19 protein-coding genes and 1 pseudogene are annotated in these 18,606 nt (G+C 64.8%); 9 read left to right on the top strand and 11 right to left on the bottom strand.

Going from position 1 to position 18,606, the window contains the following annotated elements; all coding sequences use genetic code 11:
* Positions 1 to 6: 6 nt before the first annotated feature.
* The 3 genes from PSET11_RS02975 to lhgO are packed head-to-tail and all read right to left on the bottom strand — an operon-like array spanning position 7 to position 1,925.
* The gene (locus tag PSET11_RS02975) at positions 7 to 342 is read right to left on the bottom strand and encodes a DUF202 domain-containing protein (protein ID WP_124090633.1); all 336 of its coding nucleotides are present in this window, start codon (positions 340 to 342) and stop codon (positions 7 to 9) included.
* Positions 343 to 345: 3 nt separating this feature from the next.
* Positions 346 to 732 carry a YidH family protein gene (locus tag PSET11_RS02970; protein WP_124090631.1) on the bottom strand — a complete coding sequence of 129 codons (387 nt, stop codon included), beginning with the start codon at positions 730 to 732 and terminating at the stop codon, positions 346 to 348.
* The gene (lhgO, locus tag PSET11_RS02965; protein ID WP_124090629.1) at positions 729 to 1,925 is read right to left on the bottom strand and encodes an L-2-hydroxyglutarate oxidase; all 1,197 of its coding nucleotides are present in this window, start codon (positions 1,923 to 1,925) and stop codon (positions 729 to 731) included. The genes PSET11_RS02970 and lhgO overlap by 4 nt, the downstream gene beginning before the upstream one ends.
* A gap of 193 nt (positions 1,926 to 2,118) precedes the next feature.
* Here lhgO and PSET11_RS02960 point away from each other — a divergent pair, with 193 nt between their 5' ends.
* A complete protein-coding gene (locus PSET11_RS02960) occupies positions 2,119 to 2,376 on the top strand; it encodes a hypothetical protein (protein WP_124090627.1) in 258 nt (85 codons plus the stop codon).
* 27 nt (positions 2,377 to 2,403) lie between these two features.
* Here PSET11_RS02960 and PSET11_RS02955 read toward each other — a convergent pair.
* Positions 2,404 to 2,759: pseudogene (locus PSET11_RS02955) on the bottom strand (YnfA family protein).
* Positions 2,760 to 2,832: 73 nt separating this feature from the next.
* Between PSET11_RS02955 and PSET11_RS02950 the strand changes: the two are divergent.
* The 4 genes from PSET11_RS02950 to PSET11_RS02935 all read left to right on the top strand — a co-directional run bounded on the left by PSET11_RS02950 (position 2,833) and on the right by PSET11_RS02935 (position 7,394).
* On the top strand, positions 2,833 to 3,864 hold the full coding sequence (locus PSET11_RS02950) for an LLM class flavin-dependent oxidoreductase (RefSeq protein ID WP_124090625.1): 1,032 nt from the start codon (positions 2,833 to 2,835) through the stop codon (positions 3,862 to 3,864).
* 211 nt (positions 3,865 to 4,075) lie between these two features.
* Positions 4,076 to 5,173 carry a ferredoxin reductase gene (locus PSET11_RS02945; RefSeq protein ID WP_124090623.1) on the top strand — a complete coding sequence of 366 codons (1,098 nt, stop codon included), beginning with the start codon at positions 4,076 to 4,078 and terminating at the stop codon, positions 5,171 to 5,173.
* Positions 5,174 to 5,186: 13 nt separating this feature from the next.
* On the top strand, positions 5,187 to 6,356 hold the full coding sequence (locus tag PSET11_RS02940; protein ID WP_124090621.1) for a fatty acid desaturase family protein: 1,170 nt from the start codon (positions 5,187 to 5,189) through the stop codon (positions 6,354 to 6,356).
* A 201-nt stretch (positions 6,357 to 6,557) separates the two neighbouring features.
* Positions 6,558 to 7,394: an alpha/beta fold hydrolase gene (locus PSET11_RS02935; protein WP_124090619.1), complete on the top strand. Its 837-nt coding sequence runs from the start codon at positions 6,558 to 6,560 to the stop codon at positions 7,392 to 7,394.
* 140 nt (positions 7,395 to 7,534) lie between these two features.
* Here PSET11_RS02935 and PSET11_RS02930 read toward each other — a convergent pair whose 3' ends face one another.
* The 5 genes from PSET11_RS02930 to PSET11_RS02910 form a co-directional block, all read right to left on the bottom strand.
* Entirely contained in the window at positions 7,535 to 7,927 is a 393-nt protein-coding gene (locus PSET11_RS02930) for a response regulator transcription factor (protein ID WP_124090617.1), read from the bottom strand.
* A gap of 146 nt (positions 7,928 to 8,073) precedes the next feature.
* On the bottom strand, positions 8,074 to 8,679 hold the full coding sequence (locus PSET11_RS02925) for an RraA family protein (protein ID WP_124090615.1): 606 nt from the start codon (positions 8,677 to 8,679) through the stop codon (positions 8,074 to 8,076).
* Positions 8,680 to 8,681: 2 nt separating this feature from the next.
* Positions 8,682 to 9,692, bottom strand: coding sequence for a tripartite tricarboxylate transporter substrate binding protein (locus PSET11_RS02920; RefSeq protein ID WP_124090613.1), 1,011 nt, complete (start codon positions 9,690 to 9,692; stop codon positions 8,682 to 8,684).
* Positions 9,689 to 11,212: a tripartite tricarboxylate transporter permease gene (locus tag PSET11_RS02915; RefSeq protein ID WP_124090611.1), complete on the bottom strand. Its 1,524-nt coding sequence runs from the start codon at positions 11,210 to 11,212 to the stop codon at positions 9,689 to 9,691. The genes PSET11_RS02920 and PSET11_RS02915 overlap by 4 nt, the downstream gene beginning before the upstream one ends.
* Positions 11,213 to 11,214: 2 nt before the next feature.
* Positions 11,215 to 11,808, bottom strand: coding sequence for a tripartite tricarboxylate transporter TctB family protein (locus tag PSET11_RS02910; protein WP_124090608.1), 594 nt, complete (start codon positions 11,806 to 11,808; stop codon positions 11,215 to 11,217).
* Between the two features lie 142 nt (positions 11,809 to 11,950).
* Between PSET11_RS02910 and PSET11_RS02905 the strand changes: the two genes are divergently transcribed.
* Both PSET11_RS02905 and PSET11_RS02900 read left to right on the top strand, forming a co-directional pair.
* Positions 11,951 to 12,790, top strand: coding sequence for a MurR/RpiR family transcriptional regulator (locus PSET11_RS02905; protein WP_160118956.1), 840 nt, complete (start codon positions 11,951 to 11,953; stop codon positions 12,788 to 12,790).
* Positions 12,787 to 13,998 carry an MFS transporter gene (locus PSET11_RS02900; RefSeq protein WP_124090604.1) on the top strand — a complete coding sequence of 404 codons (1,212 nt, stop codon included), beginning with the start codon at positions 12,787 to 12,789 and terminating at the stop codon, positions 13,996 to 13,998. The genes PSET11_RS02905 and PSET11_RS02900 overlap by 4 nt, the downstream gene beginning before the upstream one ends.
* Here PSET11_RS02900 and PSET11_RS02895 read toward each other — a convergent pair.
* A complete protein-coding gene (locus PSET11_RS02895; protein ID WP_124090681.1) occupies positions 13,986 to 14,792 on the bottom strand; it encodes a GAF and ANTAR domain-containing protein in 807 nt (268 codons plus the stop codon). The two genes, PSET11_RS02900 and PSET11_RS02895, sit on opposite strands and share 13 nt — an antisense overlap.
* Positions 14,793 to 14,998: 206 nt before the next feature.
* Entirely contained in the window at positions 14,999 to 16,099 is a 1,101-nt protein-coding gene (locus PSET11_RS02890) for an App1 family protein phosphatidate phosphatase (protein ID WP_124090602.1), read from the bottom strand.
* A 74-nt stretch (positions 16,100 to 16,173) separates the two neighbouring features.
* Between PSET11_RS02890 and PSET11_RS02885 the strand changes: the two genes are divergently transcribed.
* Together PSET11_RS02885 and PSET11_RS02880 are read left to right on the top strand one after the other, a co-directional pair.
* Positions 16,174 to 17,997, top strand: a complete 1,824-nt coding sequence (locus PSET11_RS02885; RefSeq protein ID WP_486599243.1) for a glycoside hydrolase family 15 protein — start codon at positions 16,174 to 16,176, stop codon at positions 17,995 to 17,997.
* A gap of 102 nt (positions 17,998 to 18,099) precedes the next feature.
* Complete coding sequence (locus PSET11_RS02880; protein ID WP_124090598.1) at positions 18,100 to 18,393, top strand: DUF1508 domain-containing protein; 294 nt, start codon at positions 18,100 to 18,102, stop codon at positions 18,391 to 18,393.
* The last annotated feature ends 213 nt before the right edge of the window (positions 18,394 to 18,606 follow it).

Genomic DNA, 18,606 nt, shown 5'->3' with positions numbered 1-18,606 from the left:
CCGCGGTTACCAGGTCAGGACGATGCCGATCGCGACGGCGCCCATCGCCACGCCGGCGCCGGCAGTCCAGAGGACGGCAGCGACGTCGGCGTCGACCCGCTCCATGGCGATCCCGCGCGAGAAGGCGCCATACCGGCGTCGTTGCGACAGATAAATGGCCAAAGCGGTCCCGGACGCCAGCACAAACAGCAGGAGGACGGGCAGGCCGTGCCGCGGGAGCCAGCGCAGAAAAACGGCGCTCACGGTTGCCAGCGCCAGCAGTGTGCGGCCCCAGGCCATGGAGGTGCGTTCCGGCTGGAGGCCTGGATCGTCGTGCTCACGGCCAACGGTGGGGGAGGCCATCCGTCAGCGCCAGAGAATGAAGACCAGGACGACGGCGGCCGCCACAGCGCCTGCCGCGGCCATCAGCGGCACAATCAGCGGCACCGGTAGGGGCGCTTTGGTGCGCATGCTCCGTTCCACGCGGAGCCAGCGCACGGCCGATCCGGCGCTCAACAGCATGCCGAGCAGGAGCAGCATGATGGCCAGCCCCTTGCGGACTTCCACCACGAACAGGTCCGAGGTGAAGGCTTCGATGGCGATGCCGCCGGCGAGTAGGGCCAGCGAGGTCCGGATCCAGGCCAGGAACGTGCGTTCGTTGGCCAAGGTGAAGCGCGGGTCCGGTTCCACGCCGTGGGGGAGGAGCCGTTGGGCGATTCTGCTCCGTCGCGGTCCTGGTTCCTGCTCGCTCATGCTGCCAGGATCGCCTTGTCTGCCAGGTGGTCGCCGATAGGCAGTGCTGCCGTCGCGGCGGGGGAGGGTGCATTGAGAACGTGGATCATGCGGTCAGTCTCCGCAAGCAGGAAGTCGTGGATCAGGGTGCCGTCGCGGCGGACGGCCTGGGCCCTGATGCCGGCCTCGTAGGGGAGCAGGTCCGTCACCTTTAGGCCGGGAGCGTACTTCTGGCATTCCTTGAGGTAGCTGGACTTGAACAGTGAGTTCCGGACTTCGCGGACGGCGGTGCCTGCGTTGGCGCGGGCCACCTGCCAGAGGCCGGGGAACTTCACGTAACGGGCAACATCCCGGACGTTGACCGAGAACTTGGGGTAACCCTCCCGGGCCAGGCCCAGGACCGCGTTGGGTCCCACGGTGATGGTGCCCTGCACGGTGGGCGTCAAGTGCACGCCGAGGAACGGGAGAGTCGGGTCCGGTACCGGGTAGATGAGGTGCTTGACGTACGTGTTCATGTTTGCGGGCAGTTCAAAGTACTCGCCCCGGAACGGAATGATCTGGACGTCAATGTCCACACCGGCCAGTTCAGCCAGCCGGTCCGATTGCAGGCCTGCGCACGCCACCAACCGGCGGGCCGAGTAGCTGGCCGCTGCCGTTTGGACGTGTACTGCGTCGGTGTCTTCGCGGATTCCAGTGACGCGGGCGCCGGTCACGACTTCTCCGCCGGCGGCAATGACCAGCTCTGCGAGTTTCCGGGCCACCGCCGGATAGTCCACAATTCCGGTGCTGGGAATGAATAGTGCGCCTAAGCCGGCGATGTTGGGTTCGCGGCCGACCAGCTCAGCCTGATCGAGGCGCTCACACGCCAGCCCGTGGATGGCTGCGCGCTCCTCAAGCTGTTTCAGTCGCTCCAGTTCAAGCTCGGAGGTCGCTACCAAAAGCTTGCCCGGTTCCTCATAGCTGATGCCGTGTTCGGCGCAGAAATCCTTTGTCTGCTGCGCCCCGGCCTTGCTGAAGCGGGCCTTCAAGCTGTCCGGCGCGTAGTAAATACCGGAGTGGATGACTCCGCTATTGTGGCCCGTCTGGTGCGTGGCCAGCGTATCCGCAGCCTCCAGCAGCACCAGCGAGGCGCCCGGCTGGCGCTGCAGCAGTTGGTACGCCGTGGCCAGGCCCACGATCCCGCCGCCAATGATGCAATAGTCCGTCTGGGTCACGGGTCCGCCTCTCAGTTCAGGATCGAGCCTAGCCGCAGGGGCCGACAGTCAAAAATGTTTCCCGTCCGGTGCAATTGCAGCTATTTAGCAGTTGGCCCGCTTGCGGGTAATCTATGCGTGAAAGCTCCGCCGATGGCGTTGCCAGCTTAAGCAGTTAGGCGCCCCCATTTTGTTGTTTTTTCTGGAGGTTTCCGTGGAGCACGAACAGATTGAGTCTTTCCTCAACGAAGCAGTATCTGCCGATCCGGGCGCAGACGAGGGCCTGTCCAGGGATGAGTTGTTTGGGCTGTACACGAGCTGGTGTTTCTTGAACCAGCGGAAGCCGGTAGCGGACTCGGTGCTGTGGGCAAAGCTTCGGGAGCGGCAGATCAACCCGGACCACAACACCCTGGCGATGATCGGCCCCGCAGCGGCGGACTACATTCTGGCCAGCGCCCCCGCCATTACCTGATCCGGCAGCGGTCGGATCCCGATCTGCTCATCCACCGCCGCGGGGAGCAAACATGATCACGGCAACCCCCACCAGGCAGACCAGGGAGAGCCGATGACATCCCAGCGATCGGGACGGAAGCCGTCGAACGCCATGCCCCACGCCAGGGACCCTGCCACGAAGACCCCACCATAGGCGGCCAGGATCCGGCCAAAATTGGCGTCCGGCTGGAGGGTAGCCACAAAACCGTAGAGTCCCAGGGCGATCACGCCCAGCCCGGCCCACCACCAGTCTTTGCCTTCCCTGACTGCCTGCCACACCAACCACGCTCCGCCGATCTCGGCTACCGCAGCAACGGCGAACAAAACGACGGTCTTGGCCACAGCCACGGCGTCCCCAGACATATTCACTCCGCCATCTTCCCAGCCAGCACCTCCGGCTGGGAATGCTGGACACCTTCCCCGGGTTGGTGCAGGTATGAAGCGCATCGGATTTTTGTCTTTTGGCCATTGGGGCCCAGGCCAGGGCAGCCAGACCAGAACCGCCGGCGAGATGCTGTTGCAGGGGATAGACCTTGCCGTGGCGGCGGAAGAAATGGGGCTCAACGGCGCCTACTTCCGCGTGCACCACTTCGCCCGGCAGCAGGCGTCCCCTTTTCCGCTCCTCGCAGCAATTGCCGCTCGCACCAGCCGGATCGAGCTGGGGACGGGCGTGATCGACATGCGCTATGAGAATCCGCTCTATATGGCTGAAGAGGCGGCAGCCACGGACCTCATCAGCGCTGGGCGGCTGCAGCTCGGCATCAGCCGTGGTTCACCCGAACCCGCTCTCAACGGCGCCGCGGCCTTTGGCTACTTCCCGGAAGCCGACGAAACCGACGCCGATATGGCCCGCCGGCACACCACCGATTTCCGCGCTGCGATCTCAGGGGCCGGCGTCGTCCGTCCGGATCCGCGGTTCGCGAGCACGCGGGCCTTACTGCCGATACAGCCTCAGGCGCCTGGCCTCGCCGAACGCATCTGGTGGGGCGCAGGTTCCCGGAAGACCGCCGTGTGGGCAGCCGAGCAGGGCATGAACCTAATGAGTTCAACGCTGCTGACGGAAGACACGGGCGTGCCGTTCCACGAACTCCAGGCCGAGCAGATCGCCCTGTTCCATGAGGCCTGGACGTCAGCCGGGCACGATTTTGCCCCGCAGGTGTCCGTGAGCCGCAGCGTGCTGCCGATCGTTGATGACGAGGATGCCCGCTACTTTGGCGGCAGCGCACTGCGCGACGGACGGGACCAGGTGGGCGTCATTGACGGCCTGACCTCCCGGTTCGGCAAAAGCTACGTGGGCGAACCAGACCAGTTGGCGAGGGAGCTCGCCGCCGATTCGGCCGTCCAAGCCGCGGATCTGCTGCTGCTGACAGTCCCCAACCAGCTCGGCGTGGACTTCAACGCCAAACTTCTGCGAAATATCGCCGAGCACGTTGCACCAGCCCTCGGGTGGGAGCCTGCAAGCCGCTGAACTGGAGCGACGACACGCACCCGGGGATCCACACGCTGCCGGCTGTCGAGAGTCCGCAGTCACATACTCACTTAGGGGAACCTTCATGCCCGCCGAGCCGTTAGTCTTAAGGCGTGGCCTTGGGGGCTTTGTGAGCAAATATTAGTGTGACTGCGGAACGGTCATGACGGAGAGAGAGACCCATGGCTCGCGCCGACATAGGTAGAACCAAATGATCCGGCTAAGGCAACTCGCCCAGGCCGCCTCGGTGCTGACCACACCCCTGGCACCAGAAGATGTGCTTGCCCTCTTTAATCCGGTCTACTCGGCCCGCCAGCTCCGTGGCGTGGTCACCAGGGTGGTGCAGGAAACCACGCAATCGGCCACCATTTTCTTCCGTCCTGGACGCGGCTGGAAGTCGCACCTCGCCGGTCAGTGGGCCCGCATCGGCGTGGAGCTCGACGGCGTGCGGCACTGGCGCTCCTACTCGCTCAGCGCAGCTGCCGGTAAGGACCCGGCCATCACCGTCACGGACATGGGCGCGGTGTCCGGCACACTGGTGCGCACCACCCGGCCCGGCGACGTCCTCTTCCTGGCCCCGCCGCAAGGCGACTTCATCCTCCCAGAGCACCCCCGACCCCTCCTGATGGTCACCGCGGGCAGCGGCATCACTCCGGTGATGTCCATGATCCGCACGCTGGTCCCGCGGCGCCCTGATGCCGACGTCGTGCTTGTCCACTCCGCCCGGACGCCCGGCGACAGCCTCTTCCGCGAGGAGTTGGCCGAGCTCGCAGACCAGTTCCCCAACTTCCGGCTGGCGCACTGGTTCACCGGTGAGCAGGGCCGGATGGACCTCACCAGCCCCGATCAGCTCGACGAAATCTGCCCGGACTGGAAGGAACGTGCCGCGTACGCCTGTGGCCCGGACAGCTTCCTGGACGACGCCGAGGAACTCTGGAAGCGCGCGCTGCTCACCACCGCGGCAGCCGGCACGGACTTGGCCAACGCAGGCGCGGCGGGCAACCTGATGATCGAGCGCTTCAACACCACCTTCGCCGGCGGTGTGGGGCACGACGGCGGCCTGGTCACCTTCGAAGCCTCGGACCGGGAAGTGGAGGCCGACGGCGATACTCCCATCCTGGACATCGGCGAGGACGCCGGGGTGCTCATGCCCAGCGGCTGCCGGATGGGCATCTGCCACAGCTGCCTCACTCCGCTCCTGGCCGGCCAGGTCCGCGACCTCCGCACCGACGAAATCCATGGCGAACCAGGCCAACTCATCCAAACGTGTGTCTCGGCAGCAGCCGGTCCCGTCAACCTCGAACTCTAAGGAGCATCCAGGTATGTCTGTAATTTCACCCAGCAAGGCCACCCCCAGCAAAAGTGACCGGCACCGCCCCGGGAAGCTCGCCGAATCCGGCAGCCCCACCGTCCGGCCCCCCGCCGCTGCGCACCTGAGCGACGAACAGGTCGCTGAACTGGGCCGCGAGCTCGATGCGATCCGTGACGATATCCTCGGCAAGCGCGGTGCCGAAGACGCCGCCTACATCCGCCGGATGATCAAAGTCCAGCGCGGCCTGGAAATCTCCGGCCGGGCAGCGCTCCTGGTCAGCAAGAACAAGGCAGCTTGGGTAGCGGGCACCACCCTGCTCAGCTTCGCCAAGATCCTCGAAAACATGGAACTCGGCCACAACATCCTGCACGGCCAGTGGGATTGGATGCGGGACCCGGACATCCACTCCACCACCTGGGAATGGGACTTCGTCACGCCCTCCCGGTCCTGGCAGCACACCCACAACGACCTCCACCACCGTTGGACCAACGTGGTGGGCAAGGACAACGACGTCGGATACAACCTCCTGCGCATGGACGAAAACCAGGAGTGGAAGCCGATCAACCTGGCCAACCCGGTTTTCAACGCCATCCTGGCCCCGGTCTTCGAGTGGGGCATCGCGATCTATGACCTTGAACTGACCGAGTACAAGGCCGGGCTCAAGTCCAAGGAAGCGCTGAACAAGGACCTCAAGGCCCTCGGCAAGAAGGTCATCACCCAGTTCACCAAGGACTACGCAGCCACCCCGGCGGTCGCCATGCTGACCGGTTCCGGCAAGCAGGCCCTCTACGGCACGCTGACCGCCAACGCCGTCCGCAACGTCTGGGCCCACGCTGTCATCTTCTGCGGCCACTTCCCGGAAGGCACCGACACCTTCACCGAGGAGATGGTGGAAGGCGAAACCCGCGGCGACTGGTACGTGCGCCAGATGATTGGCTCCGCCAACATCTCCGGTTCAAAATTCATGCACCTCATGACCGGAAACCTGTCGCACCAGATCGAGCACCACCTCTTCCCGGACCTGCCCTCCAGCCGGTACGCCGAAGTGGCGCCCAAGGTCCGCGAAATTTGCCTCCGCTACGGCCTGAAGTACACCACCGGGCCGCTGCTCAAGCAAGTGGGCTCCTCGTGGGCCAAGGTCTTCAAACTCGCGCTGCCCAGTAAGCCAGCTCGGGCGTAACGTCCGTTCGGCTGAACCACGGCGAAGGCACCCCCGGCATTGCCGGGGGTGCCTTTTCGTGGTGCGCCGCCGTCGTCGGCCGCCTGGTGGGACGGATCACGACGCCGCCCTGCCGCCTGTCAGGGAAGCGACCTAGAGTGGGGAGGAGTGCGGGCGATTCACCTTGCGCCCGTGTGTCCGACCTCGAAAGGAACTGCGAGCATGGCTTTCATTACCGTTGGAACCGAAAACAGCACCGATATCGAGCTCTACTACGAGGATCAAGGGGCCGGCCAACCGGTGGTCCTGATCCACGGCTACCCGCTGGACGGCGCGTCCTGGGAGAAGCAGACCAGCGCACTGCTCGAGGCCGGCTACCGGGTCATCACCTACGACCGCCGCGGCTTCGGAAAGTCCACCAAGACAGCTGGCGGATACGACTACGACACCTTCGCCGCGGACCTCAACACCGTCCTGACCAGCCTCGACCTGAACGACGTGGTGCTGGTGGGTTTCTCGATGGGCACCGGCGAAGTGGGCCGCTACTTAGGCGCCTACGGGTCTGCGCGGGTAGCCAAGGCAGCGTTCCTGGGGTCGTTGGAGCCGTACCTCCTGCAGACCGACGACAACCCCGGCGGCGTTCCGCAGGACGTTTTCGACGGGTTGAAGGACGCCGTCACCGCCGATAGGTATGCCTTCTTCACGGACTTCTTCAAGAACTTCTACAACGCCGACACTTTCCTTGGCACGCCGCGGCTCAGCCAGGAAGTGCTCGACGCCGGCTGGAACCTCGCCGCCAGCGCGGGCGCCATCGCATCGGTGGCAGCGCAGCCCACATGGCTGACGGACTTCCGCGCGGACATCCCCAAGATCGACGTTCCCGCGCTGATTGTGCACGGCACCGCGGACAACATGCTCCCCATCGACTCCACTGGTCGGCTCTTTGCCAAGGCCTTGCCCAGCGCCGAGTACGTGGAAATCGAGGGTGCGCCGCACGGCCTGCTCTGGACACACGCCGCCGAGGTCAACGCGGTGCTGCTCGACTTCCTGAAGACGTAGGACACCGAAAGGGCTGACGACGGCGGCGGGTTGGTGGCCGTCGTCAGCCCTTTTCGCGTGTGCTCCGGGAGGGATGCCGGTTCGGTTATGAAAGCTCCGGGAGGGTTACATCCGGCCGCTGCTGCCCGGGCCTGCGTTGGCTAGCTGGAAATGTGCGTGGCCTGTGAAACGTTGACGGCGCACAGTTCCTCCGCCAACTCCTGGAGCTCGCGTGGCCGGAACGGCTTGGTGAGGTACGCAGCGGCCCCGGAGGCCATGCCGGCCAGGACGTCATCGCTGTCCGACCGGGCCGAAAGGAACAACAGGGGCGCAGTACTCAGCGCCCGGATGGCGCGGGCCACCACATGGCCGTCCATGTCCGGCAGGCCAAGGTCCAAGGTGATCAGCGAGACGGCAGGATCTGCGGCTGCGGCGATACCTTCGGCCCCGGTGGATACTGCGCGGACGTCAAAGCCGGCGCGGGTCAAGACCACGGTGATCAGGCCGCGGATATCCGCGTTGTCCTCGACCACCAGGCAAACACGTTGTTCCATTCAAGCCCCCTGCAAAGTTGACTTCATTCTAGCGCGCCACAACCTTTTGCCCGCGATTGCTGCGACGCGGAGGGCCCCAATGTTAAGGGCAAGTGGCGGGCGCCCACTGGACGCCCGCCACCCTCGATCGGTCAGCCGTCAGCAGTTCAGGCAGTGGCGCCCGCAAATGCCGTGCGCTTGGCGACCTCTCGTGCCTCGATGGCTTCGGCGGCAATGAGAACCGCTTCGGCCTCGTCGCGCCGAACCACCACCACGCCGTCGGCGTCGGCGATGATGAGGTCGCCGGGTGTGACCACCACACCGGCGATGGCCACTGGCTGCTGCAGCCGGCCGGGGCCGAACTTGTAGGGGCCGGCCGGGGTCACGCCGCGTGCAAAGACGGGCAGGCCACAGTCGGCCAGGGCTTCGGCGTCGCGGACGGCGCCGTCGATCACGAAACCGGCCACGGACAGGGTTTTGGCGCGGATGCCGATGAGGTCCCCGATCAATGCGCGGGAGACGTCGCCGCCACCGTTCACCACGATGACGTCTCCTGGCTCGGCGCCATCGAGCGCTTTGTGGATATAGAGGTTGTCGCCGGGCCGGGTCCACACGGTGAAAGCAGGGCCGGCCAACCGGGCTCCGGCCCACACCGCGGACAGTCCGGAAGCGACTCCGATCCGTTCCTGGGCGTCGCCGATATTGGCAGCCGGGATGGTCCCCAGTCGGAGTACGAGTTCGGCGGTGGTGAGCGGCTCTTCATGGGGGTTCATGGCTACTTCTCCTGCAGGAGTTCGTCGACGATGGGCTTGATGAGTGCTTCGCGCTCTTTCCAGAGCGTGCTGGTGTCGCTGGCCGTAACCCAGGCGGGCTGGGTGGCGGCACCCTTGAGCTTGTCCTGGACGGCGGGGTCCTCTGCAGCCTTCTTCAACGAGGCTTCCAGCGCGGCCACGACGTTCGCGGGAGTCTTGGCTGGAACCGAAAGTGCGAAGTTGCTGGCCATAGGGTCCACGTCGTAGCCGGCGCTCTTGAGGGTGGGCACGTCCGGGACGAACGGGCTGGGGTTGTCCTCGATCACGGTGAGCAGCTTGATGTCGCCCGACTTGTACTGGCCGAAGAAGCTGGACACGCCACCCAGGGCAAAGTCCACCTCGCCTGAGACAATGGCGGCCACCTTATCTGCGCCGCTGTTGTAGTGCACGATGTTGAAGTCCAGGCCCAGGGCCTTTTCCAGCAGTCGCAGGTTGATGTGGTCATCTCCGGCCCTCGAGTCGGTACCCACTGTGATGGTGCCGGGGGCAGCTTTCACTGCGTCGAAGAGTTCCTTGATAGTGCCGTAGGGGCTGTCCTTGTTGACGCCGATCACCACCGAGTTGGTGGCGAATGAACCGATGGGGGTGAAGCTGTCGCGGCTGAACGCTGCTTTCTTGCTCGGATCCAGGTAGCGGCCAAGGATGGATGGAATGTTGGTGTTGCCGAACGTCAAGCCGTCCGGTTTTGCCTGCGCCACGTAGTTCAAGCCCACCACTTGGCTGCCCCCTTCCTTGTTCACCACCTTGACGTTGGCCCCGAGGTCCGCCTGCATGGCCGGGGCAATAATTCGGGCGAGGATGTCATTGCCGGCGCCAGCGGCGGACGGCACGATCCATTCGATGGTGGCTCCAGCTTTGGGGAAGTCAGCCGTGGCAGCGTTGGAGGCTGCACCCGTCTGGCCGCCGCAGGCTGTCAGGGCCAGGACTGCCGCTGCGGCAAACGCCGCACTAGTGAGGGCGGAAAGTTTCTTCATTTCGCAAGTTCCTTTGGCGCGAGGTGAGTGGAGGTTTTCTTCTTGAGCAGTGATGCGATGAGTGGCCTGACAGCGCCGAAGATGATGGCGATGGCAATGACGGCCAGGAGGGTGATGCTGATGGGGCCGTCGAGGAAGACACCGTAGTCACCCCTGGACAACGCCAAGGACCGCTGGAAGTTTTCCTCCAGCAGCGGTCCCAGGATCAGGCCCAGGACCAGCGGCGTCAGCGGCACCTTCACCAGTTGGAAGACGTAGCCCAGGAGGCCGGCTCCCAACATGATGAGGATGTCGAAGGCGCTGCCATTGATCGAGTAGGTGCCAAGAAACATGAAAGCCAGGATGGCGGCCATGAGGTAATGGAACGGCACCTTCAGGACGGCGATCCAAACCCGGGCCAGTGGGACGTTGAGCACCAGGAGGATCAGGTTGCCCACGATCAGGCTGGCAATGATGGCCCAGGCCACGTCTGGGTTATCCCGGAAGAGGAGCGGGCCGGGGATCAGCCCGTTCATGGTGAATGCACCCGCCATGATGGCCACGGTGGCAGAGGTGGGGATGCCCAGGGTAAAGAGGGGGATCATGGACGAAACTGCCAGCGCGTTGTTTGCTGACTCCGGTCCTGCGATGCCTTCGACCGCACCCTTCCCGAACTCGTCCTTGCGCCGGGACAGCTTTTTCTCAGCGGCGTAGGACGCCAGGGAGGTAGCAGCGCCAGGGGAACCGGGCAGCAGGCCCATGAAGAATCCGATGACCGAACCTCGCAGGGAGGGTAGCGCGGATCGACGCAGGTCGGTCCTGGTGGGCAGCAGCCGTGCCACCGTCAGGGGACTCGGGACGCCGAGTGGACCCTTTTGGGCCTGTGCCAGGACTTCGCTGAGGCCGAAGACGCCCATGACCACTGCCACCAGACCCAGTCCGTCAAACAGTTCGGGCATGTCGAAGGTGAATCGCGCAATGCCCACGCCGGAGTCCACACCCACCGTGGCGATCGCCAGCCCTGCCGCCGCGCTCAATAGCGCCTTGGCGGGATTGTTGCCCGCAAAGCTGGTGATCAGGGCGAAGCCAAGGAGCGAAACGAGAAACAGTTCGGGGGCGCCGAACTCCAGGGCGAGCCGGCTGAAGGGTGCCACCACCACAAAGCCGACGACGCCGATCAGGCCACCGACGAACGAGGCCAGGGCCGCGATCACCAGGGCAGGGCCGCCACGACCCCTCTTGGCCATCTGGTAGCCGTCAAGGGTGGTGGCTATCGAGGATGCTTCGCCGGGGATGCGGAGCAGGACCGCGGTGGTGGTACCGCCGTAGGCCGCCCCGTAGAGAATGGCGGCCAGCATGATGATCGCGGAGGTGGCATCCAGCCCGAACGTGACGGGAATCAGTAGCGACACAGCCGCGGCTGGGCCGAATCCGGGAAGCACGCCCACCAGCATTCCCAGGACGCAACCGATCAGCGCGAAGAGAAGGTGCTCTGGTGTGAAGACAGTGGCGAGGCCACCGAGGAGCTGATCAAATCCCATGCTCAGAGCCCCAGTCCAGCCAGGAAGTCCAGGGATGCGGTGGGCAGTGCCGTGCCCAGCCAGACCTCGAATACCAGGCGGGACGCCAGTGCTGAGCCAAGCGCAACGGTAGCGGCCAACCAGAGCTTTCGCCGGCTGACGAAGTGCAGGATGGTTCCGAGCATCAGGGTCATCACTATCGTGTATCCCAGGAGTGGTAACAGCAGCGCAGCAATCAAGATCGCGCCGGAGATGATGCCCACCCGCGCCCAGCCGTGTCGGTCCGGGAAGTCGGCCTCGGGCTCTTCGCTGTTGTCGTCATCCAGCAACGAGACCAGTGCCGATCCGGAGTCATGGTGGGGAGGTACGGATTCCAGCGCGTCCCCGATGGGTGCTGGAGTCGCTGGCTCCTTGCGGGCCGCAAGGAGTTGCAGGATCCAGAGGATCCCTGCCAGGGCTACCAGGCTGCCTGCGACCGTGGGGAAGAATCCGGCGCCCACCCCGGAGGTATGGGTCAGGCCATAGCTGGACCCCACGCCAGCTATGGCGAGTCCGCCGGCGACGGCCACCGCGGCGACCGTCCATTCCAGCGCAACAGGTGCGTTGAGCGTGTGCATCTTTGTTGTCCGCCTCTCTGCGGCAAAGGAAACTGGGGGTAGCAAGTTTGGCTTTCACCGTGACTTGCAATCTTGCACAGGATTGCATGTTCGTGAGAGAGTGTCAAGCATCACAGAGAACGCGGACCTCAAAGGGGAGCCAGTGAGTTTCAAGGCAGTTGTTGCGAGCAGTACCGTCAGGTTGAGCGCCTCCGAGGAGCGCGCCATGAATGTCCTGATGTCTGGCGACATGGCGGGTATTCCGGCCGCTGAAGTAGCGGAGCGGGCCAAGACTCACGAATCCACGGTGGTGCGGCTGGCCAAAAAACTTGGCTACCGAGGATACCCGGAGCTTCGCGCGGACCTCCGGCGCGACGAAGAGGAGATGACACCAAGCGCCACTGTGATGCGTGGCGAGTCTGGGCACGACCTCTCGGCTTTCATTGCAGACGAAATCCGTGCCCTGAAGCGCCTGCCGCACTTCGTCCCGCAGGAAGACCTTGATGCTGCTGCCCAGACGTTGCACGCTTCGAACGTGGTGTACCTCTACTCGAAAAACGATGAACGGCCAACACTGGAACTCCTGGCCCGCAGGCTCCGCAGGCTGGGCCTGACCACCGTGCTGCTGGGTCCCACCGCCAAGGACCTCGCAGAGGGGTTTGTCAGTTTTGATGCGAAAAGCACCCTGATAGCCCTGGCGTTGCGTGAAGCGCCCCTGCACCTGCCGACGCTGGTTTCCGAGGCCACGCGCAGGGGCGGCAAGAGCATCGTCCTTTCCGACGTCCCCGGCTACCGATTCCGGCCCAGCCCGGACCACCTCATTGCCGCCCGCCGCGGAGACGACACCGAGTACCGCACCCAGTTGATCCCCATGGCACTCGCGTATGCGCTGCAGTTGGCGATCTTCCACCTGGCGCCGGCACATTACCAGGCCACCCGCGACAGCATTGATGACCTGACCCGGCTGTTGGGCGGAGCAGACGAAATCCCGCTCCGCTCATGAGTCCACCGCGGTGGCGGGTAGCGCTGAGCGCCCAGGCCATCCTGGCTCAGGCAGCTTGGGTGGGCATCAGGCTCATCATCGGGTACCGCGCCCTGTCCTTGGGGGCGGATCCAGTGTTCCTGGGCCTCCTGGCCTCCAGCTTTGCGCTGCCTGCCTTGCTTGCCGCCTTCCCCGCCGGGCGCTTGGCAGACCGCCTGGGTGGCACGGCCATGGCGTTCACGGGTCTTCTGTTGGCCATCGCTGGCACCGCCTTGATGCTCGTGGTCCCAGGTCTGCCCATATTACTGTTGGCCAGCGCAGTCATCGGCCTGGGGCACCTGATGGTCATGGTGGGCCAGCAGGCTTTCGTGGCCCACGCGTCCGACGCCGGCACTAGAGATGGTGCCTTCGGAACCTTGACGGCGGCGGCGTCCATCGGGCAACTGGTCGGACCGCCGGCGGTGACGCTGGTTGCCGTCGTCGGACTTCCCGCCGACAGCCCGCCTGACACTACGCTGGGGCTGCTGGTGTGCCTGACCTTCAGTGTCCTGGCGACGCCCGCGTTCCTTTTCCTGCGCCACGTTGACGCAACCCTCCGCCGTGATCGCCGCCGGGTCGCGGCACCTCAGGCCAGTGCTGCCACGGTCCTCAGAACGCCAGGACTCTGGCGCTCGCTGGTGGTCAGCGGTGCGGTCCTGGTCACCGTGGACCTGATGTATGCATTCGTGCCGGTTTGGGCGGCTGAGCAGAACGTCAGTGCACCGATCGTTGGACTGCTGCTGGCCGTCCGTGCCGCAGTATCCGTGGCAAGTAGGTTCGGGCTGACCAGGTTGATCGCCATTTTTGGCCGCAAAGCCATGCTGATGGTGTCCATTGCAGCAGCGGCGCTGGCGTTGACGGCGTTGCCCCTAGTGGGCGCAGCCGGTGCGCTCGCGGTCATGATCGGCCTAGGTATTGGCCTCGGTATTCCGCAGCCGCTGACCATGGCCTGGGTGGTGGCCTTGACCTCGTCCTCGAGCCATGGAGCGGTCCTCGGCCTTCGCATGAGCGTCAACAGGCTGGCGCAAGTGACCTTGCCGGTGGCAGTGGGAGCCGTTGCCGCCCCGTTGGGCGTCCTAGGTATCTTCTGGGCCAATGCGGCGTTGCTGCTGGGCGCCGTAGTGGTGGTCGCGGGCTCTGATGCTGGTGGTCGGCCCACGCAGCAACCGGAGCCGGATCAGCCGTCGTAATGCGTCTTGGCGGGTCCTTGGCCCAAAGCGTTGACCACGGAGGCAGCGACGTCGTGGACCTTCGCGTTGCGGGTGCTTGAGGCGGTCCGCAGGATTTCGAAGGCGTCGGCCTGACTGCATCGGCTTTGCGCCATGATGATTCCCACGGCCATGTCGATCACTGTCCGTGACTCCATGGCGGCGCGCAGGTTGGCGGCCGTTTCGCTGTGGTGGGCGCAGCGGATCGCCAGGCTCAGTGCCAGCGAGGTCTGCTTCACAAAGTCCTTGGCGAAGGCCACGTCGCGTTCATCGAAACGTTGCGGCCGGCCGGAGTAGAGCAGCAGCGCGGCCTTCGTTTCGCCGTCCAGATCAAAGGCGAGGGCTAATACGGAGCGGACCCCGTGTCCCAGCACTGCCTCTGAGTAGCCTCGCCACCGGCTGTCCACTGCCAGGTCCTCGGCGTGGACGGCGACGCGACCCGCAGGCTGCGCTCCGGCGTTGCCCTTGAGCGGGCCCTCGGTGCCCGCTGCGCCCGCCTGCAATGAGGTTGCGGCAGTGCCGGGGGTCTGCGGGAAATCAAGCTCCAACAGGGCAAGGCTCCTGGCCTCGGTGCTGGTGCTGGCCACCAACGTCGCCTTGCGCAGGCGCACCAAAGTGATGGCGCACAAGATCTCGTCTCCGGGCGCGGAGAGATGGCGTGCGGACACCTGGGTGAGTTCGGTGAGGAAGTCCTCAACGTCGGAGCTGTTGAGGACCAATTCATGGAGCTGCTCGGTGATGGATGAATCGGTTTTTGCTGTTGACTCGCTGGCCACGATTTTCTGGTGCCATTCGCTCAGGTCAATACGAGCCGGCAACACTCAGCGCTTCTACCCAGACAGGCAGGAAGTCGGTGACGGTCGCTGGATCGAAGAACTTTCCAACGGCCCGCTGCTAAACCGATACCCAGAAGTATATACATGCCGGTGGGCCGCAGGCTGTCATAACTGCGTGCTGGCGGCGGTAGGCGGCGCGGCTGCCGCTACAGCAGATTGACAGCAGCCAATTGCTTGGCCATTCCGGCGCCGTCGGGAGCGTAGATCCACGGCACTGAGGACGCCGTGTGGTCGCCGTCCAGGGTGTGCCCGCCGGCGAAAACGGACTCGCTGACCGAGAGCTGCCGGATGGCGATCGCTGCCACGTGCTCGGGATGGTCGGCTGCGAAGGTGTTGTAGATCTCCTCGTCATGCTGGCCGTTATCGCCGATCAGCAGCCACTTGACCTCGGGAAACTCTTCACTAAGCCGTTCGAGGTTGCGGCGCTTGTGTTCCTGGCCGCTGCGAAACCACCGGTCCTGGGTCAGGCCCCAGTCGGTCAGGAGCAGCGAACCAGAGGGGTAGATATTGCGGGCAAGGAAGCGTGCCAGCGTGGGTGCGGCGTTCCACGGTCCCGTGGACAGGTAAATGATCGGCGCCTCCGGATGCTGGCTCGCCAGCCGGTCCAGGAGGACGGCCATGCCCGGCGTCGCCATCCGGGCCCGCTCACTGAGGACAAAGGTGTTCCACAGCGCCAGGAAAGGACGGGGGAGGGCGGTGACCATCACGGTGTCGTCGATGTCAGAGACAATGCCGAACCGCGTCTCCGGGCTCACCACCTGGACCTGCGCCTCGCTCGCTTCGGTTCCGTCACCACGGACGACGGCGGTATGCCAGCCGGGTGCCAGCCTGACGTCCACCACGGCGTCAATCAGCCCGCCCCGATCCGCCTGGACCTGGGTCACCACATCGCCGATGGTGATCTCCACGTTGGTGAACTGAAGCGGCACACTGGTGAATGCACGCCAGCCGCGGACGTTCATCCGACCGTTTCGTGCCTCGCGTTCCGCGACGCTTCCGGGGAGTGGCTTCTGGGTCAGGAGCACGCGACCCAGGATCCGAACCCGGGAAGTGGAACCGTAACCCTTGTAGGCGAGGGTCTGCGGCACAAAATTCCAGCGCTTTGCCAGCTTGATCCGCACGGCGTTAACGGCGTCGGACACCTTGTGGGCGATCTGGAAGACGCTGTTGTTGGCGAGCGAGCCCCTGATGGTGCCGTCCCCCGCAACGGGCGTGCCGGCTGGGACATTGTTGGGGGCTTGGTCCATGACCTCCACTTTGCCACAGCCCGCGGGGCGCCGGAGCCGACGAGTCTCGTGGCACTCGGCTCGCGCGCAGTTGTGTGTGGCAGGCTGGGCTGATGGCACAGATTGAGGATTACGCAGTAGTCGGCGACCTGCACACCGGCGCCCTGGTCAGCACGGAGGGCTCCATCGACTGGCTCTGCCTGCCGCGGTTCGATTCACCAGCCTGCTTCGCAGCGCTGGTGGATACTCCCGACGCCGGCCGATGGCTTCTGGCACCCGAAGGTGGCGGTACCTGCACGCGCAGGCGTTACCGCGCGGGCAGCCTGATCCTGGAGACCGAATGGGAGACTCCGGATGGAACGGTGCGGGTCATTGATTTCATGCCACCCAGGGATGGTGTGGTGGACGTGGTGCGGATCGTCGAGGGCGTCAGCGGTACGGTGCAGATGCGCGGCGAATTGATCCTACGCTTCGACTACGGCCACGTTGTCCCCTGGGTCCGCCGGGACCATCAGGGCCTGCACGCTGTGGCGGGTCCGGATGCGGTTTTCCTGATGACGCCGGCACCACTGCACGGCGAAAACATGCATACGGTCAGCGACTTTACGGTGAGCGCCGGCGAGCGGGTGCCGTTCGTGCTGTCCTGGGCCCCGAGTCACCTGGGCCGCCCGCCCAAGGTGGAGGCCGACGTCGTGCTCGCGGCCACCGAGGACTTCTGGCGCGACTGGACGACTCAGTGCACGGTCAAGGGCGAATACCAGGAGGCTGTGGTCCGGTCCCTGGTGACCCTCAAGGCGCTGACGTACGCGCCCACCGGGGGAATCGTTGCCGCGATCACCACGTCATTACCAGAACAGATCGGTGGTCCGCGGAACTGGGATTATCGTTACTGCTGGCTGCGGGACGCCGCCATGACGCTGCAAGCGCTCCTGTCCGCCGGCTACACCGCGGAGGCCGCAGCCTGGCGCGAATGGCTGCTGCGCGCCGTGGCAGGTGATCCTGCGGACCTGCAGATCATGTACGGCATCCACGGCGAGCGTCGGTTGCCGGAGATGGACCTACCATGGCTCCGCGGCTACGAAGACTCCGTGCCCGTGCGCATTGGCAACGGTGCCGCCGAACAGTTCCAACTGGATGTGTGGGGCGAGGTGCTCGATTGCCTGGCGCTGACCAGGTCTGCGCTGCTCAAGAACCACGACGACTCCTGGCCGCTGCAGCGCGCGCTGATGCGGCACCTTGAGAAGGTGTGGGACCAGCCAGACAATGGCCTCTGGGAGATGCGCGGACCGCGCCGGCACTTCACTCATTCGAAGGTGATGGCGTGGGTTGCGGCGGACCGGATGGTCAAGGGTGTGCGCGATTTTGGGCTGCCCGGGCCGGTGGAGCACTGGGAGGCGCTGCGCGACACCATCCATGCCGACGTGATGGCCAACGGCTTCGACCCCGAACGCAACACGTTCCTGCAGTCCTACGGCAGGCCGGAGCTTGATGCCAGCCTGCTGCTGATTCCTAGGGTGGGATTCCTGCCCGCTGACGATCCCCGCGTGATTGGCACCATCGAGGCCATCCAGCGGGAGCTCACGCAGGACGGCTTCGTGCTGCGCTACCGGCCAGAAGACAGCGACGATGGCCTGCCGGGCGACGAGGGCGTGTTCCTGGCCTGTTCCTTCTGGCTGGTGGAGGCACTACTGGGAGCTGGCCGAGTCGAGGAGTCCAAGGCCCTGTTCGAGCGCCTGCTGGAGCTGCGCAACGATGTGGGCCTGCTGAGTGAAGAGTGGGGCGTCAAAGCAGGCCGGCAGCTGGGAAACACGCCACAGGCCTTTAGTCATTTTGCCCTGGTCACCAGCGCTTTGGAGCTCCACCAGCACGCCGTCCAAGGGAGTGATCAGGCGATTTCCCCGGATTCTGTGCCGGCCTGAAAAATCCGTCAGGGCTGCTGCGCGAATTCCTAAGTATACTTATCAGTACTTCATGGCTTTCCAAGTGCACAGTGCCGTGACTGACGGAGGAGTAATTCGACCATGGCTGGTTATTTCGAGCTTGTGGATGCAGCAGATGGTGGCTACCGCGTCCGGATGATGGATGCGGCTGGAAACCTGGTGGCCATTTCGATCACCTTTCCCACCAAGCGCGCTGCTGCTGCGGGGGTGGCCTTGGCCCGGGAGGTGGCCGGCACTGGTCACATCCGGGACAGGAGCAGCGACGGTGCGGGCTCCGTCATTCGCGAGCCGGTGAGGCCCGTTCGCTCCCCAAAGGATGAGGCCGCTTTAAAGCACAAGAACCCCACCGCCGCACGGCGTGCAGCGGTGGGGTAACCTCGCCGTCCCCAACTGAGTAGCGCTAACTGCAGTTTTGAGGGGTCAAAACCGCAGTTACGCTCGATGTCAAGCTGTGTGGAGTCATGCGGCTTTGTTTTTTGGTTTCTCGTATGGCAGGTTGATCCCTACCGTGCCAGCGGGCGTCGGTGTCCTCGGGCGGGCGCTAAACCGTTCGGGGTGTGCTTGGAAATAGCGTTGCAGGGCGGTTTC

The organism is Arthrobacter ulcerisalmonis (genome assembly GCF_900609065.1).
Classification (GTDB): domain Bacteria; phylum Actinomycetota; class Actinomycetes; order Actinomycetales; family Micrococcaceae; genus Arthrobacter; species Arthrobacter ulcerisalmonis.
Note: the sequence above shows the minus strand (reverse complement) of the source record. Positions and strands in the feature narration are given on the sequence as shown.

What these genes read in the sequence shown, in the direction of transcription:
- PSET11_RS02975 (WP_124090633.1), bottom strand. Translation starts at nt 342, where the DNA reads ATGGCCTCCCCCACCGTTGGCCGTGAGCACGACGATCCAGGCCTCCAG.
- PSET11_RS02970 (WP_124090631.1), bottom strand. Translation starts at nt 732, where the DNA reads ATGAGCGAGCAGGAACCAGGACCGCGACGGAGCAGAATCGCCCAACGG.
- PSET11_RS02950 (WP_124090625.1), top strand. Translation starts at nt 2,833, where the DNA reads ATGAAGCGCATCGGATTTTTGTCTTTTGGCCATTGGGGCCCAGGCCAG.
- PSET11_RS02945 (WP_124090623.1), top strand. Translation starts at nt 4,076, where the DNA reads ATGATCCGGCTAAGGCAACTCGCCCAGGCCGCCTCGGTGCTGACCACA.
- PSET11_RS02940 (WP_124090621.1), top strand. Translation starts at nt 5,187, where the DNA reads ATGTCTGTAATTTCACCCAGCAAGGCCACCCCCAGCAAAAGTGACCGG.
- PSET11_RS02935 (WP_124090619.1), top strand. Translation starts at nt 6,558, where the DNA reads ATGGCTTTCATTACCGTTGGAACCGAAAACAGCACCGATATCGAGCTC.
- PSET11_RS02930 (WP_124090617.1), bottom strand. Translation starts at nt 7,927, where the DNA reads ATGGAACAACGTGTTTGCCTGGTGGTCGAGGACAACGCGGATATCCGC.
- PSET11_RS02925 (WP_124090615.1), bottom strand. Translation starts at nt 8,679, where the DNA reads ATGAACCCCCATGAAGAGCCGCTCACCACCGCCGAACTCGTACTCCGA.
- PSET11_RS02920 (WP_124090613.1), bottom strand. Translation starts at nt 9,692, where the DNA reads ATGAAGAAACTTTCCGCCCTCACTAGTGCGGCGTTTGCCGCAGCGGCA.
- PSET11_RS02915 (WP_124090611.1), bottom strand. Translation starts at nt 11,212, where the DNA reads ATGGGATTTGATCAGCTCCTCGGTGGCCTCGCCACTGTCTTCACACCA.
- PSET11_RS02910 (WP_124090608.1), bottom strand. Translation starts at nt 11,808, where the DNA reads ATGCACACGCTCAACGCACCTGTTGCGCTGGAATGGACGGTCGCCGCG.
- PSET11_RS02900 (WP_124090604.1), top strand. Translation starts at nt 12,787, where the DNA reads ATGAGTCCACCGCGGTGGCGGGTAGCGCTGAGCGCCCAGGCCATCCTG.
- PSET11_RS02890 (WP_124090602.1), bottom strand. Translation starts at nt 16,099, where the DNA reads ATGGACCAAGCCCCCAACAATGTCCCAGCCGGCACGCCCGTTGCGGGG.
- PSET11_RS02880 (WP_124090598.1), top strand. Translation starts at nt 18,100, where the DNA reads ATGGCTGGTTATTTCGAGCTTGTGGATGCAGCAGATGGTGGCTACCGC.